Annotated in this window: 16 protein-coding genes; 3 read left to right on the plus strand and 13 right to left on the minus strand. The window is 59.9% G+C overall.

Annotated features, from left to right (window positions below; translation table 11 throughout):
• Positions 1–16 precede the first annotated feature (16 nt).
• Positions 17–988: a magnesium and cobalt transport protein CorA gene (locus F8N66_RS24330; protein WP_150772587.1), complete on the plus strand. Its 972-nt coding sequence runs from the start codon at positions 17–19 to the stop codon at positions 986–988.
• 130 nt (positions 989–1,118) lie between these two features.
• On the opposite strand, the gene F8N66_RS24335 is transcribed toward F8N66_RS24330, so the two are convergent.
• The 3 genes from F8N66_RS24335 to F8N66_RS24345 all read right to left on the minus strand — a co-directional run bounded on the left by F8N66_RS24335 (position 1,119) and on the right by F8N66_RS24345 (position 5,310).
• A complete protein-coding gene (locus F8N66_RS24335) occupies positions 1,119–1,841 on the minus strand; it encodes an amidotransferase (protein ID WP_150772588.1) in 723 nt (240 codons plus the stop codon).
• Positions 1,842–1,935: 94 nt separating this feature from the next.
• Complete coding sequence (locus F8N66_RS24340) at positions 1,936–4,080, minus strand: 3-hydroxyacyl-CoA dehydrogenase NAD-binding domain-containing protein (protein WP_150772589.1); 2,145 nt, start codon at positions 4,078–4,080, stop codon at positions 1,936–1,938.
• A gap of 24 nt (positions 4,081–4,104) precedes the next feature.
• Positions 4,105–5,310 (minus strand): acetyl-CoA C-acetyltransferase, encoded by a 1,206-nt coding sequence (locus F8N66_RS24345; RefSeq protein ID WP_150772590.1) that lies wholly within the window; start codon positions 5,308–5,310, stop codon positions 4,105–4,107.
• Between the two features lie 351 nt (positions 5,311–5,661).
• On the opposite strand from F8N66_RS24345, the gene F8N66_RS31555 reads away from it, so the two are divergent.
• Both F8N66_RS31555 and F8N66_RS24350 read left to right on the plus strand, forming a co-directional pair.
• A complete protein-coding gene (locus F8N66_RS31555; protein ID WP_191623059.1) occupies positions 5,662–5,925 on the plus strand; it encodes a hypothetical protein in 264 nt (87 codons plus the stop codon).
• A gap of 56 nt (positions 5,926–5,981) precedes the next feature.
• Entirely contained in the window at positions 5,982–6,803 is an 822-nt protein-coding gene (locus F8N66_RS24350) for a c-type cytochrome (RefSeq protein ID WP_150772869.1), read from the plus strand.
• Between the two features lie 132 nt (positions 6,804–6,935).
• Here F8N66_RS24350 and F8N66_RS24355 read toward each other — a convergent pair whose 3' ends face one another.
• The 10 genes from F8N66_RS24355 to F8N66_RS24400 form a co-directional block, all read right to left on the minus strand.
• Positions 6,936–7,745: a transglutaminase family protein gene (locus F8N66_RS24355; protein ID WP_150772591.1), complete on the minus strand. Its 810-nt coding sequence runs from the start codon at positions 7,743–7,745 to the stop codon at positions 6,936–6,938.
• The gene (locus tag F8N66_RS24360) at positions 7,742–8,692 is read right to left on the minus strand and encodes an alpha-E domain-containing protein (protein ID WP_150772592.1); all 951 of its coding nucleotides are present in this window, start codon (positions 8,690–8,692) and stop codon (positions 7,742–7,744) included. The genes F8N66_RS24355 and F8N66_RS24360 overlap by 4 nt, the downstream gene beginning before the upstream one ends.
• A 12-nt stretch (positions 8,693–8,704) precedes the next feature.
• The gene (locus F8N66_RS24365; RefSeq protein ID WP_150772593.1) at positions 8,705–10,114 is read right to left on the minus strand and encodes a circularly permuted type 2 ATP-grasp protein; all 1,410 of its coding nucleotides are present in this window, start codon (positions 10,112–10,114) and stop codon (positions 8,705–8,707) included.
• 561 nt (positions 10,115–10,675) lie between these two features.
• On the minus strand, positions 10,676–11,020 hold the full coding sequence (locus F8N66_RS24370) for a ribonuclease E inhibitor RraB (RefSeq protein ID WP_007988090.1): 345 nt from the start codon (positions 11,018–11,020) through the stop codon (positions 10,676–10,678).
• 212 nt (positions 11,021–11,232) lie between these two features.
• Complete coding sequence (locus F8N66_RS24375) at positions 11,233–11,466, minus strand: hypothetical protein (protein WP_150772594.1); 234 nt, start codon at positions 11,464–11,466, stop codon at positions 11,233–11,235.
• A gap of 211 nt (positions 11,467–11,677) precedes the next feature.
• On the minus strand, positions 11,678–12,553 hold the full coding sequence (gene speE / locus F8N66_RS24380; protein WP_150772595.1) for a polyamine aminopropyltransferase: 876 nt from the start codon (positions 12,551–12,553) through the stop codon (positions 11,678–11,680).
• Between the two features lie 261 nt (positions 12,554–12,814).
• Positions 12,815–13,006 (minus strand): PLDc N-terminal domain-containing protein, encoded by a 192-nt coding sequence (locus F8N66_RS24385; protein ID WP_150772596.1) that lies wholly within the window; start codon positions 13,004–13,006, stop codon positions 12,815–12,817.
• 82 nt (positions 13,007–13,088) lie between these two features.
• Positions 13,089–13,619 (minus strand): hypothetical protein, encoded by a 531-nt coding sequence (locus F8N66_RS24390; protein WP_150772597.1) that lies wholly within the window; start codon positions 13,617–13,619, stop codon positions 13,089–13,091.
• Positions 13,620–13,767: 148 nt separating this feature from the next.
• Complete coding sequence (locus tag F8N66_RS24395) at positions 13,768–14,286, minus strand: ankyrin repeat domain-containing protein (RefSeq protein WP_150772598.1); 519 nt, start codon at positions 14,284–14,286, stop codon at positions 13,768–13,770.
• Between the two features lie 128 nt (positions 14,287–14,414).
• A complete protein-coding gene (locus F8N66_RS24400; protein WP_150772599.1) occupies positions 14,415–16,253 on the minus strand; it encodes a long-chain-acyl-CoA synthetase in 1,839 nt (612 codons plus the stop codon).
• Positions 16,254–16,564: the final 311 nt, after the last annotated feature.

Here is a 16,564-nt window from a genome sequence, read left to right on the forward strand (position 1 = left end):
GAAGTGAACCTGAATCATGGGTAGAGTTGTTGCTGCTGCGGTTTACAGTGCTGGTAAAAAAGTCACCAATATCACCCTCGACGAAGGCGCAGCCTGGGCTGCAAAACCGGGACATTTTGTCTGGATCGGCCTCGAAGAGCCCGATGCCCAGGAGCTGGCCAACCTGCAACGCCAGTTCAACCTGCACGAACTGGCCATCGAAGACGCCCTTGAAAAACACAGCCGACCCAAGCTGGAAACCTTCGGCGACGCGCTGTTCATTGTCACGTACTCCCCGATACGGGAGGACGGCAAACTCAAGTTCATCGAAACCCATATCTTTGCCGGCAACGGCTACATCATTACCGCGCGCAACGGTCACTCGGCGTCCTACGCCTATGTCCGACAACGCTGTGAGGCGCGGCCACTGTTGCTGGAGCACGGGGAAGATTTCGTACTCTATGCCATCCTCGACTTCGTGATCGAGAACTACCAGCCGATGGGCGAAGCCATCCATGCCGAGATCGATGAGCTGGAACGCAACGTCATGTGCGGCACGCTCAACGAGCGCGATATCCAGGACCTGCACAGCCTTCGCCGCGATGTGTTGCGCCTGCGCCGTTACGCAGCGCCGATGGTAGAGATCGGCGAAGAACTGCAAAAACTGAGCTTTCCGTTCATCGACAAGAACATGCGCCCGTACTTTCGCGATGTGCAGATTCATGTGACGCGGCAGATGGAGGACCTGACCACCCTGGCGGACATTGCCAGTCAGACCATCGAAGTCGGGGTGCTGCTGGAGGCGTCACGCCAGAGCGTGGTGCAGCGCAAGTTTGCTGCGTGGGCGGCGATCCTGGCGTTTCCGACGGCGGTGGCGGGGATCTACGGGATGAACTTCCAGAACATGCCTGAACTGACCTGGCACTACGGGTATTTCGCGGTGCTGGGGTTTATTGCCGTGGGATGTGTGGGGTTGTGGGCGAGCTTCAAGAAATCGGGGTGGTTGTAGGAGCGAGTTCGCACTTCTTTGTAGGAGCTGTCGAGTGCAACGAGGCTGCGATCTTTTGATTTTTATAAAGCAAATCAAAAGATCGCAGCCTTCGGCAGTTCCTACACCAGACCGAGCCCAACTATCAGGCTTAAACGGTCTCGGGCTTGTGCGCCACGAACCGCATCATCCACTCGGCCACCGTGGCGCCGTGGTGGTCACTGTCCAGGCTGGCGATGCCTTTCGTATACACCTGCTCGCCCAGTGCTTGCTGGCGAATCTCCAGCAATGCACGGGAATAGTCGTGAATGAATTCTGGATGCCCCTGGAAGCACAGCACCTGATCGTTGATGTGGTACGCGGCATACGGGCAGAAATCGCTGGAAGCGATCACCGTGGCGTTTTCCGGCAGTGACGTGACCTGGTCCTGATGGCTGATCAGCAGGGTCAGTTCTTCGCGCACCGGGTTCATCCACGGAGCCTTGGCGGCGAGCTTGTAGTTGTGGGTGCCAACACCCCAACCCTGGGTCGCCCGCTCGCTCTTGCCGCCCAGCAACAGCGCCAGCAACTGATGGCCGAAGCACACGCCCAGCAGTTTGTCGCCACGCTCGTAGCGGGTCAGCAGGTAGTCCTTGAGCGTCTGGATCCACGGGTCCGTGCCGAAGGAATCGGCCTTGCTGCCAGTGACCAGGTAGGCGTCGAAGGTCAGGTCATCGCTGGGATAATCACCCTGTACCACATTGAAAATAGTGAATTCAGCGGCAATGGGTTGCTGTGAAAACAGGCGTTTGAACATCTGCCCGTAGCCCTGATACTGGTCGACCAATTCCGGACGCAGGTTGTCGGTTTCGAGAATGCAGATGCGTAACGACATAAAAAATACCTGACACGTGATGGGAATAATGCACACCCCAGAGCCTGCCTCGAAACACCGTGACAAGGCAAGCCCCGCAAGGCGTCACCGATCCCTAAAACGCCTCCCCTTTGGCAGCTTTCTCCAGCAGCAGCGCCGGTGGCGTGAAACGCTCGCCGTATTGCCCGGCCAGGTACTGGGCGCGGGCGACGAAATCCTTGACCCCGTATTGATTGATGAACTGCAGCGCACCGCCGGTCCAGGCGGCGAAGCCGATGCCGAAAATCGAGCCGACGTTGGCATCGGCTGTCGAGGTCAGCACCCCCTCCTCCACGCAGCGCACGGTTTCGATGGCTTGCACGAACAGCAGGCGATCACGCACATCCTTCGGTGAAATTTGCCCACCAGGCTGTTCAAAGCGCTTTTTCAGTTCCGGCCACAAATGTTTCTGGCCACCCGCCGGGTACTCGTAGAAGCCCCCTCCCGCTGCCTTGCCCGGCCGCTTGTACTCGTTGAGCAGCAGATCGATCACGGCGAAAGCGGGATGTTCAATCAGCGGCTTGCCCTCGGCCTGCAAATCCTTGGCGGTTTGCTGGCGGATATGGCTCATGAGACTGAGGGACACTTCGTCAGAGATCGCCAGCGGTCCGATCGGCATGCCGGCCTTGCGCGCCTCGGTCTCGATCATCGGCGCGCTGACGCCTTCGCCCAGCATCGCGATGCCTTCATTGGTGAACGTGCCAAACACCCGCGAGGTGAAAAAACCGCGACTGTCGTTGACCACAATCGGCGTTTTCTTGATTTGCAGGACGAAATCGAAGCCGCGAGCCAGGGTTTCGTCGCTGGTGCTGGCGCCCTTGATGATCTCCACCAGCGGCATTTTTTCCACGGGACTGAAGAAATGCAGGCCGATGAATTTGCGCGGGTCCGGCACTGCCGTGGCCAGGCCGCTGATGGGCAGGGTCGAGGTGTTGGAGGCAATGACCGCGTCCGGGCCGACGATGGCTTGCGCAGCCGAGGAGACCTTAGCTTTGAGCTCACGGTCCTCGAATACCGCTTCAATAATCAGATCGCACCCAGCCAGGTCCGCATCGCTTTCAGTGGTGTGGATACGTGCCAGAACGGCTTCGCGTTGCCCGGCATTGATCTGGCCACGCGCCACTTTCTTGTCCAGCAGCGCCGCCGAATGCGCCTTGCCCTTCTCCGCCGCCGCGAGGCTGAGGTCCTTGAGCACCACTTCGATCCCGGCCGACGCACTGACAAACGCTATGCCCGCGCCCATCATCCCGGCACCCAGCACGCCGACTTTGCGCGTGACGTAAGGCGCAAAGCCCTGAGGCCGCGAGCCACCGGCGTTGATTTCGTTGAGCTGGAACCAGAAGGTACCGATCAGGTTTTTCGAGATCTGGCCGGTGGTCAGTTCGGTGAAGTAACGGGTTTCGATCAGGTGCGCCGTGTCGAAATCCACTTGTGCGCCTTCCACGGCGGCACAGAGGATTTTCTCCGGCGCCGGCAGGCAGCCCTGGGTTTTGTTGCGCAAGACCGACGGCGCGATGGCCAGCATCTGCGCGACTTTCGGATTCGATGGCGTGCCACCGGGGATCTGGTAACCCTTCACATCCCAACGTTGCACCGCCGCCGGGTTGGCGATAATCCAGGCCCGCGCCTTGGCCAGCAACTCATCGCTGTCCACTGCCAGTTCATCGATCAGCCCCGCCTGCAACGCTTGTTGCGGCCGGACTTTTTTACCTTCGAGCAGATACGGCAGGGCTTTCTCCAGGCCGAGCATGCGCACCATCCGCACCACCCCGCCGCCGCCCGGCAACAGACCAAGGGTCACTTCCGGCAGGCCGAGTTGCACCGATGGGTTATCCAGCGCCACGCGGTGATGGCAAGCCAGGCAAATTTCCCAGCCACCGCCGAGTGCCGCACCGTTGATCGCCGCGACCACCGGTTTGCCCAGGGTTTCCAGGGTGCGCAGTTGCCCCTTGAGGCTCAGCACCATGTCGTAGAAGGCTTTGGCTTGGGGTTTGCCGACCTTGATCAACTCATTGAGGTCGCCACCGGCGAAGAAGGTTTTCTTCGCGGAGGTGATGATCACACCGGCGATGGCGTCCTTGTCGGCCACCAGGCGGGCGACGCAGTCAGCCATGGCCTCGCGGTACACCGCGTTCATGGTGTTGGCGCTCTGGCCGGGCATGTCGATGGTCAGGACCACAATCTTGTCCTGGCCCTTTTCGTAACGAATGGCTTGCGTCATGGCAGGTTTCCTTGAATTCGGGGCTCAGAGGCGTTCGATGATGGTGGCAATGCCCATGCCGCCGCCGACACACAGGGTCGCGAGGCCATACCGCAGGCGCCGGTTTTCCAGTTCATCGAGCAAGGTGCCGAGAATCGCGCAGCCCGTGGCGCCCAGCGGGTGCCCCATGGCGATGGAGCCGCCATTGACGTTGACCCTGTCCGGGTCGATGGCCATGTCCTTGATGAATTTCAACACCACCGAGGCAAACGCCTCGTTGACCTCGAACAGATCGATGTCTTCGACCCGCAGCCCCGCCTTGGCCAGCGCCTTGCGGGTGGCCGGTGCCGGACCGGTGAGCATGATGGTCGGGTCGGTGCTGGTCACGGCGGTGGCGACGATCCGCGCCCGTGGCTGCAAGCCCAACGCCCGGCCCTTGGCTTCGGACCCGATCAGCATCAACGCCGCGCCGTCGACGATCCCCGAACTGTTACCGGGGGTGTGGACGTGGTTGATCCTTTCGACATGGCTGTAGACCCGTAATGCCGTGGCATCGAACCCCATCTGCCCGATCATTTCAAAACTCGGCTTGAGCTTGCCGAGGCCTTCGAGGGTCGATTCGGCCCGAATGAACTCATCGTGATCGAGCAGGATGATGCCGTTCTGATCCTGCACCGGGACCAGGGACTTGCTGAACGAGCCATCGGCCCGCGCCCGCGCGGCCTTCTGTTGCGAGTGCAGCGCATAGGCATCGACGTCCTGACGGCTGAACCCTTCGAGCGTGGCGATCAGGTCGGCACCCACGCCTTGCGGGGTGAAATGGCTGTGCAGGTTGGTTTCCGGGTCCAGCGCCCAGGCCCCGCCGTCACTGCCCATGGGGACGCGCGACATGGATTCGACGCCGCCGACCACCACCAGGTCTTCGAAGCCCGACCGCACTTTCATCGCGCCCAGGTTGACCGCTTCGAGCCCCGACGCGCAAAACCGATTGATCTGCACCCCGGCCACACTGACGTCCCAGTCCGCCACCTGCGCGGCGGTTTTCGCGATGTCAGCGCCTTGATCGCCAATGGGCGTCACACAGCCCAGCACCACGTCGTCGACCTGACGGGTGTCGAGGGCAGTTCGCTGTTGCAGCGCCCTGAGCAACCCGGCCACCAGCTTCACCGGCTTGACGCTGTGCAAGGCACCATCGGCCTTGCCCTTGCCACGGGGCGTGCGTAATGCGTCGAAAATCAAAGCTTGGGTCATGACGTCCTCGAACCTGATGGTGAGCAGATCAAACGATCGCAGCCTTCGGCAGCTCCTACAGAAAAATCGCGCTCTTTTGTAGGAGCTGCCGAAGGCTGCGATCTTTTGATCCTGAAAGTACTGTCACCTTATTCCGGGACGCCCCGGATTCAATGACCGCAGCGCTCACTCGCATTGACGTGCACGCTCAGACGGACGGTCGTCAACAAATGGGCGACCCCTTTCTTGACACGCAGGTGTCTAGCCAAAGGCCGCCCAAGAAGCTGGCAATAGGCCTCATGCCTTTTTAATAGCTTTCAGCGAGAACACCATACTAAATGGATCTAAACCAAGCGTGACGCGGACTCTAAGGTGAAGTTATACGAAGTTGTCGTCGGGTTTTGCCGAGGCGCTCGTCCTACAGGAAGTGCAACGTTTGCCGTCATGGACATGTCAGGCAGGCATCAGGAAATAACAAAAAAAAAGGCGGTCAGCCATGTTCAAACAATCGAAAGTTCGTCAAGCAGGTCTCATTCTCTTTGCCACTACGCTGTTGTTGATTTTACCGAACCTGACCAAGGTGATCGGCTAGTCGGTTTTGATTATTACGGCGCAATCGCCACGTTAAAAATGTGACTGGCTCGCTACCCGAGCCAGCGTGGCTGTGCCAACCTTTGCGGCACATCCACGACATGGACGGCGATCCCTTGAAAACGCTCATTGTGTTCGGGGCCATGCTGCTCAGCACGCCTCTGTATGCCGCACAGCTCAACCTCGGGCTGGGCGCGAGCAGTCGCACCTGGCAGACCGAAGAGTTGCTCAAACACCCCCAGGCCCAGACCATCACCATCCCCAACGATGTGTCCTACAAACGGAACATGAGCTACCGCGCCGTGCCCCTGGCCGCGTTGTTGACCGGCATCCAGCCAGACGATCATCTGCAAGCCGTGGCGCTGGATGGTTTCGCCGCCGAACTGGCGGCCGCCCCCTTGCTCAACACCCAGGGCGCCCGGGCCTGGTTGGCGATCGAAGACCCGGCAGAGCCCTGGCCACCCCTGTCCGCCGGCAAGCACGGTGCCGGGCCGTTTTACCTGGTGTGGACTGATCCCAAGGCCGGCAATATCAGCCCGGAACAATGGCCGTTCGAAGTCGCCAGCATCCAGCGCATGGCACCGGTGGCCCAGCGCTTCCCTGCCCTTCTGCCTGATCCTGCGCTGAAGGCTGACGACCCGATCAACAAGGGCTTTGCGCTGTTTCAGAAAAACTGCCTGGCGTGCCATCGCTTGAACGGCGCCGGGGATGCGCAGTTCGGGCCGGACCTGAACATTCCGTACAACCCGACCGAGTACTTCGGCGCGGACTTCCTCAAGCGCTACATTCGTGATCCGCAGAGTTTGCGCCAGTGGCCCCAGGCGAAAATGCCCGGGTTCTCGGCCGAAGTGCTGCCGGACGAGGATCTGCGGATGCTGGTGGGGTATTTGCAGCATATGGTGGGGCGTAAGGTTAAGCCTTAACTTGATGCTGCCTGGGCTGGCCTATTCGCGAGCAAGCCCGCTCCCACTTTGCATCTGCTGCGAACACTGAATGTGTGACCGACAAAGATTCAAAGTGGGAGCGGGCTTGCTCGCGAACCGGTATCCCCGACTTTACTGTTGTTGTACCGAGATCACAGGCGCAGGTGTCGGGGTGACCAGCACCTTGGCATGCATCTGCTCACACCCACCCCCGCGACGCATCCCGCGCACCGGGCAGGCATCCAGGTAATCCAGGCCCACCGCCAGCTTCAGGTGGCGCTCTGGCCGGGCCAGTTCGTTGGTCACATCGAAGCTGTACCAGGCGTCATCCAGCCAGGCCTCGGCCCAGGCGTGGCTGGCCAGGTGTTCGCTGTTTTCACTGTACAGATAGCCCGACACATACCGCGCCGGAACCCCCAGGCTGCGGGCGCAGGCGAGGAACGCATGGGTGTGGTCCTGACACACGCCGGAGCGCCCGGCAAAGGCTTGCGCGGCGCTGGTGTCCACTTCGGTCGCGCCTGGCGTATAGGTCATGTGCTGGTTCAGGCCATGCATCAGGTCGATCAGCGCGGTGCGGTCGCGCCGTTGCTTGCAGGCTTTCTCGGCAAACCCGCGCAACGCGCTGTCAGCCTCGGTCAAGCGGGTGAAGCGCAGGAAAGGCAGCGCCGACTGACTCTCGTGCTCGGCTTCGCGCCGTTCGTCGATGTCGACCTGGCCACGGGCGCCGATGATGATCGCCTCGTGCGGTTCATCCATGGTCAGCACGTGCAGGATGTTGCCGAACGGATCGAGTTGCGCGCGCACCGGGCGCGGCAGGTCGAGCTGCCAGCTGAGCACGTGCTGGCGCTCGCTGTCGTGGGGTGTCAGTCGCAAATACTGGATGCTCGCCCGCACCTGATCTTCGTAGTGATAGGTGGTCTCGTGGCTAATGGAAAGTCTCATGCAGCCTCCAGGTAGGAACTGTGAATCGCGTTGCCCAACTGGCGCACCAGCGGGATGAACTCGGTCAGCCAGGCGTGCAGGCCTTCGTCGAGAATTTCGGTGATGCCGGTGTAACGCAGGCGCGCGTCCATCTCCGCCGCCAGGCGTTGCGCCGGTCGGCCATTGGCCCCGGGCAACTGGGCGAGAATCTGGTCGATTTCTTCGGTGCAGGCGCGCAAGGAACGCGGCACATCGGCCCGCAACAACAGCAGCTCGGCCACATGCCGGGCACCGGGGGCATCGCGGTAGATTTCCGTGTAGGCCTCGAACGACGACAAGGCGCGCAGCAACGCGCTCCACTGATAGTAGGCGTGAGCCGTGCCATCGCTGACCGCGTCGGCCTGATCGCCCGCCATTTCGTAACGGGCATCGAGCAACCGCAATGTGTTGTCGGCCCTTTCGATGAACGTCCCCAGGCGAATGAAGCGGAACGCGTCGTTACGCATGATGGTGCCGTAGGACGCGCCCCGGAACAGGTGGGAACGCTCCTTGATCCACTCGCAGAAGCGGCTCATGCCGTAGCGACTCAGGCCCTGCTCGGCAATCCCGCGGATTTCCAGCCAGGTCGCGTTGATGTTTTCCCACATGTCGGCGGTGATTCGCCCACGCACCGCATGGGCGCTGGCCCGCGCCGCGCCGAGGCAACTGTAGATACTCGCGGGGTTGGCCGCGTCCAGGGCGAAAAAATGCAGCAGCCGCTCGGCATGCAGTTCGCCATGACGCTCCAGATAATCGTCCAGGGTCCCGGTAATCAACAGCGGCATGGCCAGTTCGTGCAGACCGTTGCCACGGCCATCCTGTGGCATCAGTGACAGCGAGTAACTGATGTCGAGCATCCGCGCGAGGTTTTCCGCCCGCTCCAGGTAACGCGACATCCAATACAAATCCGAGGCAGTTCTACTTAACATGACAGGCTTCCTTCAATCCTCGACCACCCAGGTGTCCTTGGTTCCGCCGCCCTGGGAGGAATTCACCACCAGGGAGCCTTCGCGCAGGGCGACACGGGTCAGGCCGCCCGGCACAACCCGGGTTTCCCGGCCAGACAAGACAAACGGGCGCAGGTCGATATGGCGCGGCGCGATGCCGTTTTCGACAAAGGTCGGACAGGTCGACAGCGACAACGTCGGTTGCGCGATGTAGGCATGGGGCTTGGCGATGATGCGCGCGCGAAAGGCTTCGATTTCCGCCGCCGTCGCCGCCGGCCCCACCAGCATCCCGTAACCGCCGGAACCCTGGGTTTCCTTGACCACCAGTTCCGGCAGATTGGCCAGCACGTGGGACAGTTCAGAGGGATTACGGCACTGCCAGGTCGGCACGTTCTGCAAGATCGGCTCTTCGTCCAGGTAGAAACGGATCATGTCCGTGACGAACGGGTACACCGACTTGTCGTCCGCTACCCCGGTGCCGATGGCATTGGCCAGCACCACATTGCCCGAGCGGTAGGACGACAGCAGCCCCGGTACGCCAAGCATCGAGTCCGGGTTGAAGGCCAGCGGATCGAGAAACGCATCGTCGAGGCGGCGGTAGATCACGTCCACGGCTTTCGGTCCGTCGGTGGTGCGCATGTACACCTTGTCGTCACGCACGAACAGATCGGCGCCTTCCACCAGCTCCACGCCCATCTCCCGCGCCAGGAACGCATGTTCGAAAAACGCGCTGTTGAAGCGCCCCGGCGTCAGTACCACCACGCTGGGGTTGTCGATGGGACTTGAGCTTTTCAGGGTATCGAGCAGCAGGTTCGGATAGTGGTCGATGGGGGCGATGCGCTGTGCCGCGAACAGTTCAGGGAACAGGCGCATCATCATCTTGCGGTCTTCGAGCATGTAGCTGACACCGCTGGGCGTACGCAAATTGTCTTCGAGCACGTAATACGTGCCGTCGCCGTCGCGTACCAGATCGACGCCTGAGATGTGCGAATAGATATCGCGGTGCAGATCCAGCCCCTGCATCGCCAACTGGTATTGCTCGTTGGCCAGCACTTGCTCGGCCGGAATGATGCCGGCCTTGATGATCCGCTGTTCGTGATAAAGGTCGGCGAGGAACATGTTCAACGCCTTGACCCGCTGAATGCAGCCCCGCTCGACCACCCGCCATTCGCTGGCGGGGATGCTGCGAGGAATGGTGTCGAAGGGAATCAGGCGCTCTGTCCCCTGCTCATCACCGTAGAGCGTGAACGTAATCCCGGCGCGATGAAATAACAGATCGGCCTCGCGTCGCCGTTGTGCCAAAAGCTCGTCAGGCGTTTCGGCCAGCCAACGGGCAAACTCCCGATAATGCGGGCGGACCTGGCCGCCGGCATCGTACATCTCATCAAAATAGGTGCGGATCATGCCGTACTCCTTGTCACCCGGACGTCCAGACCTTCGCAAGGCCCGTGCCATCGGCATAAACGCTTTGATTTCAATCGGTTGGATATTCAACGCGCATTCACCGCACCATTCCTGTGCAGCAGTTGCCCCAACCTGATCGCCCCCGCTTCATTGCAAGGCAATGATGTGCCTATCACCAGCATAGCCAGAGTTGATTTCACTGCCCGGTTAACGCTGTGGATAATCCGCGCATCCGCTGAAAAAACTTCACCCCGCAGTCCTCGGTGAAATCTTCAGCTTCACTGTTTCGGCTGCCCTGGCAGCAAGGTCCGGCATGCTCTGACCGGTTTCCCTCCTTTCCGGTCTTCCCTTTCAGCCACCCGCTCAGGTGGCTTTTTTTTGGCTTTTTGAAACGTTATGAATCAAAAACACGATCAAAAGATCGCAGCCTTCGGCAGCTCCTACAGGGTTTACACATGCCTGTGTAGGAGCTGCCGAAGGCTGCGATCTTTTGATTCTGCAAAAACGAAAACGGCCAACCCGAAGGTCAGCCGCGATTGCCGGTTGTCACTGTTCATAGGTTTATGCGAGTCGCCCTCGTACCTCCTGCTTGACACCCCAGCCCTCAATGATGCCGCCCAATGGCTCCACCACCGCTTCGAAACCCTGTTCGAAATCGCCGATGTCGTCGTAGGTGGCGTACATGACCTTGCTCAACTCCAGCGCCCAGGCGCCGTCGTCGCGCACACTGACTTGCGCATTCAGGGATTCTCCACGATGAAAATGACCTGCCGCCCTGCGTGCCCGCTCCTCGTCCGGGAAAATGGCGTAGAACTCGATGGGATGGAACCGTGAAAAGTCGAAACCGCCTTCTTTCATGCGGCGCAGCACGCTGCTGCTGATGTCTTCTTGATAGGCTGTGCTCATGAAACGTCCTCCTCAAACCGATGGATAGACTTTCCGTACTCCCTGCGCGCGCAACCGTGGATGCGGGCGGTTCGGCAACCGATGTGCCGGCGGGAAACAAGCATGGAGCTGACAAGACCAGACCTTAGCGATCCATTCGCTGATCTCGATTGCAGAGTAGCCCCAGGATAGAGCCGCTGCCAAGGCCTGGTTGAGAATGAGACAGGAGTTGTTCAGATTGGCGTGATGCCGAGGATTTGAATGCTGTTCTGCGCCTTCAGGCTTTTAACCGTAGGATTGTCGGTGCGCCCTTCCAGATCATTAAGGTCGAGTTCGGCAGCGACCGGCAGGCGACGCGCGCGGATGAGCTTGGCGGCTTGCTCGTTGTTCGGGCACTCCGCGCTTTCGAACACTTCGTCAACTTGTTCGCCGTGATCATCTACGAAGGTGACTTTCCACTTTTGCATCAGTGCCTCCTCGATCAAACCCGCAAATGGGCCTACATCTATCTCGACTTTAGCGCTAATTGATCGTTCCAACGGATTGCAACACGCCTGCGTAAACACAGAACCTGTAGGAGCTGACGAGTGCAACGAGGCTGCGATCTTTTTAAGATGAAGTTCAAAAGATCGCAGCCTCGTTGCACTCGTCAGCGCCTACAGGCTTATGCATCAACCATCAGTCGTTGCTTGGCTTGCCCACAGCCTGGAGAACGTACTGCGGCAAGGCAAAGGCGCCGATGTGTATTTCTGGATTGTAGTAGCGAGTGACGATACCGCTGCCGGCAAAGCGCTGTTGCAGCGTTTCACGGGTCAACTTGCGATAAGCGGTATTGGTCGCGCCCCAGGCGAAGGTCATCGAGCCGCCGATGTAGGTCGGCACCGCCGCCTGGTAGAAGTGCCAGTCCGCAAACAGGCTGCGCAGGCGACCAGCGGTGGTTTTGACTTCTTCGATCTGCATGAACGGCGTGCCGTTCTGGGTGACCAGGATGCCGCCTTCGTTCAGGCAGCGATGGCAGGCCTGGTAGAAGTTTTCCGAGAACAGCACTTCGCCCGGGCCGATCGGGTCGGTGGAGTCGGAAATGATCACGTCGAATTTTTCGGTGGTGGTGGCGACGAAACGCATGCCGTCGTCGATCACCAGGTTCAGACGCGGGTCGTCGTAGGCGCCTTTGGAGTGGTTAGGCAGGTATTCCTTGCACATGTCGACCACAGTGCCGTCGATTTCGACCATGGTGATGTGCTCGACGCTGCGGTGCTTGGCCACTTCACGCAGCATGCCGCCGTCGCCGCCGCCGATGATCAACACGCGCTTGGCGGTGCCATGGGCGAGGATCGGCACGTGGGTGAGCATCTCGTGGTAGATGAACTCGTCGGCTTCGGTGGTCTGGATCACGCCGTCCAGCGCCATGACCCGGCCCATGCGCGGGTTCTCGAAAATGACCAGGTGCTGGTGCTCGGTGCGCACTTCGTGCAGCAGTTTGTCCATGCGAAAACGCTGGCCGTAGCCTTCGTAGAGGGTTTCCAGGTAGTCGCTGGCAGGGATGTTGCTCATGGGAAGTGCTCCGGTGAATGCGGTGGCAACGGACGGTTACCCGCCCATGAAGGCCAATCGATTGGCTCGATTGCCCGGGAAAGGCGCGCATTCTACGTCGCGGATCATGACAGGTCGAACCTCTGTTGATCAGCTGGACAATCCTGTGGGAGCGGGCTTGCTCGCGAAAGCGGTCTGTCTGACACATAGAGACTGAACGTGCCGATGCTTTCGCGAGCAAGCCCGCTCCCACAGGGGTCGATGTTGTTTGCAGGAAATCGGTCAGATCCTGACATTCCCCCGTGGTCCGGCAATGGCCCAGATGATCAGGCCCAGAACCGGCAGCAGCAGGATCAACAGTACCCAGATGATTTTCATCCCGGTGCTGGCGCCACTTTTGAGCACGTTAATGATGGCCCAGATGTCCAGGGCAAGAATGATCAGGCCAACCAGGCTGTTGAACGTGGAACCCATGGTGACGCTCCCGAAGAGTGGTATGCACCCTTAGGATAGCCGGCCCTGGCGGGGGTTCCTTTTTATTGACAGCTTTGACGCGTCAGACGTGGACGGCCACTTTCAGGGCTTCCAGGGACGGCGCCGCGGCGATGCCGACTTCGGCGCACAACTCGAGCACCCGTGGCACGTCGTTGCCGTAGACCAGGACCACCTGCAGTTCGTCGTCGAGCAACTGGCTGAAATTCATCAGCACATAGCCGCCGTTTTCCTTGTTCAGGCTGCCCATTTGCACCTGGATGCGATTGAGCGCAGTGAGGGCTTCGGTCTTGGCCAGTTGCTTGGGTTTGATATTGAAATCGACACCCGGGCCGAACGAAGCGACGATCTGGCCGAACAGGTCCATGTAGGTGTCCGCCTGGAACAACACGGTTTCGGGAAGACTGCCGACGACCACCCACTCGCCCAGCGGGATCGGGAAGGTATCGTCGTAGTTGATGTCCGGATTGGCCGTGAGAAACCCCTCAGGATCGGCGTAGGCCTGGGCCGCTTCGTCAGCGACCTTGAGGATCTCGTCTTCAGCCATGCACCCGGAGCTAATTTTACTGATGAGTTCGACGAGCGCGGCTTTCATGGGGCAGATCCTGTAGCGAGGGAATTTTGAGGGCGCGAAGGATAACGCAAGGATAGATTCAAATGCCTGAAAAGATCGCAGCCTTCGACAGCGCGTGCATTGGAGCACCCCCTGTACGCGTTGCCGAAGGCTGCGACCTTTCAATCAATCAGCCCAGCAACTTTTCCAGCTGCGCAACGGTATCGGTGGCACCCATGGTCTTGGCCGCATCCAGCGCCGTGATGCCATTGGCGTCCCTGGCTTTCGGGTCGGCGCCTTTGCTGATCAGGTAATCGACAATGGCGACGCGATTGAACATCGCCGCCATCATCAACGCGGTACGGCCGTCGAACGACGAGCCTTCAACCTGCGCGCCGCCTTCAACCAACGCCGTCACCACCGCCAGGTCGCCCTTGAAGGCAGCACCGGCGATCGGGCTCTGGCCGTTATCGTTGCGGACTTCCGGATCAGCCTTGTGTTCGAGCAGGACTTTAACGGTGTCCACATGACCGTGGTACGCGGCCAGCATCAGCAAGGTGTCGCCCTTGTGATTGCGCAGGTTGGGCGGCAGGCCCTTGGTCAGCAGCGCAGCCATCATGGCCGCATCACCTTCCCGTGCCTTGTTGAATACCTGTTCGGCAAACTCGGCAGCTTCTTCGGGGGTCATCTGGCGGCTTTGGTCTGACATTGGACACTCCAGGTTCTGTCATTCGGAAAACCGACAGTTTCCCGAGCCGCCCTGGCACTGTCACTTCTTTTTTCTGAAGCGAACCTATAGCCACATTCAATAACGCAGTATTCAGTAACGAAAAGCCTCTAGTAACGAAAAGCCCCGCCGTGAATATCCGCCAGCAGCTGCGCAGTGACCTGCACGTAGGTGTCTGTGCCCGGCAGCCACGCGTAGATCGGGTCGTCGCCGGTTCTGCCCGGGTCAAACGCTTCATCCTTGAGCCGGGTCTTCTGGTACTTGAAGGTCCCGGTGGTCTCCATTTTGACTTTCACCCGCAGAAACAACGGCACCGCATAGGCCGGCAGCTGTTGCCGGACGAACGCCAGCAACTCAGTGAAATCCAGGGTCGCCAGGGATTCGGACGGGGTAATCGCCGCCATGCCGGCGCGGCCGTTGGTGTTGCGGATTTCCACGCCGTAGGCCACGGCTTCGCCAATATGCGGATGCTTCAAGAGGATGTTCTCGACTTCGGTGGTCGAGACGTTTTCCCCCTTCCAGCGATAAGTGTCGCCGAGGCGATCGACAAACCGGGCGTGCCCGAAACCGATGTTGCGCAACAGGTCGCCGGTGTTGAAATAACGGTCTCCCTTGACGAACACATCGTGAAGCACGACTTTTTCGGTTTTCTGCGGGTCTGTGTAGCCATCCAGCGGCGCCTTGTCATCGATCTTTGCCAGCAACAACCCCTGTTCGCCCTTGCTGACCTTGCGCATGAAACCATTGGCGGCACGGATCGGCGCGCCACTGTCGTGGTCATACGCCGCCAGCTCCCAGGACATCAGGGAAAAGCCGACGGTGTTGTCGAAATTCAGAATGTTGGTGAACCCGATATTGCCGTCGCTGGCGGCATACAGTTCGCAGATGTGCCTGACCCCAAAACGCGTCTTGAATTCGCGCCACGCGCCGGGACGCAGACCGTTGCCGATCATCTTGGTCACGCCGTGCCGGCTGTCATCGGCACTGTGCGGTTGATCGACCAGATAACGGCACAATTCGCCGACGTAACCGAGGGTGGTCGCGCGGTACTTGCGTACGTCGCTCCAGAACTGGCTGGCGCTGAATTTGCGGCGGATGGCAAACCCCGCTGCGCCGCTGATGGCCGACCCCCAGCACACGCATAACCCGGTGGCGTGATACAGCGGCAAGGTGCAATAGACGACGTCTTCCGGCCGCATATCCAGCGCGATCATGCCGAAGCTCGCGCAGCTGCGCATCCAGCGCCCGTGCTTGAACACCCCGGCCTTGGGCAGCCCGGTGGTGCCCGAGGTGTAGATATAGAAACAAGGGTCGTCGAAGAACACCTGCCGGCTGCTGGCCGGGTTGTCGCTGTCGGTGTCAATGCTGGCCGTCATCAGATTGATGAAGCCTGCGGGGGCGATTCCAGGGTGGTCATAGGTGTCCTGGTCAGCGACGAACCAGCTGCGCGCCGCCTCGATGGACACCCGTTCGCGCACGGCGAGATAGGCCGGCAGCAGTTCCTCACCGACCACAAGGGCGGCCGGCACCACCAGGTTCAGGCTGTGGACAAGTGTGTCGCGGGTTTGCGAAGTATTGAGCAAGGCACTGATCGCACCGACCTTGGCCAACGCCAGTATCGTCACCAACAGCTCCGGGCGGTTTTCGATCAGGACCGCGACCACATCGCCTTTGCCGATGCCCTGCCCGATAAAGTAATGGGCGATGCGATTGGCCCACTGGTTGACCTGTGCATAAGTCAGCGAGACCTCGCCCTGCATCAGGGCCGGGCCATCGGGATTGCGCAAGGTGGCTTGTTCGAAACTCCAGCCCAGGCCACACGCCTGGGTCGGGTCCTTGACGTTGGCGACCTTCATTCCCTTGACCACCCGTGGCAGGGCCCTGGCAATCGAAGGCAGCTTACGGAGCATCATGCCCCAGGTAATCGTGTCGCTGGCTGTGCGGCGCATGGATGCTCCCGTGCGATCTTCTTATTGTCGGGCGGCGCTGATTCAAGCCCGAAAATACGTCACAGGTTCTGGCGCTGTACACGCGGTTTTTGAAATGTTTTGTATCTGCCACAGCGGTGTTGGAAATCGAGAGCACCGGTCGCCGGATTGGTTCCATCGAATCGCCGACCACCCCGCAAAATGCAGGATGCACGATGGCCATTCTTGCAAATTGCACGAAAGTGAAAATCAGCTAATTTTATAACTTGTTGTTTTTAAAAGAATTTTTATTCAACTCCGTACTGGCACAATCACTGCAACGTTCTGTTCAT

Source organism: Pseudomonas fluorescens (assembly GCF_902498195.1).
In the GTDB taxonomy this organism is placed as follows: Bacteria; Pseudomonadota; Gammaproteobacteria; order Pseudomonadales; family Pseudomonadaceae; genus Aquipseudomonas; species Aquipseudomonas fluorescens_BU.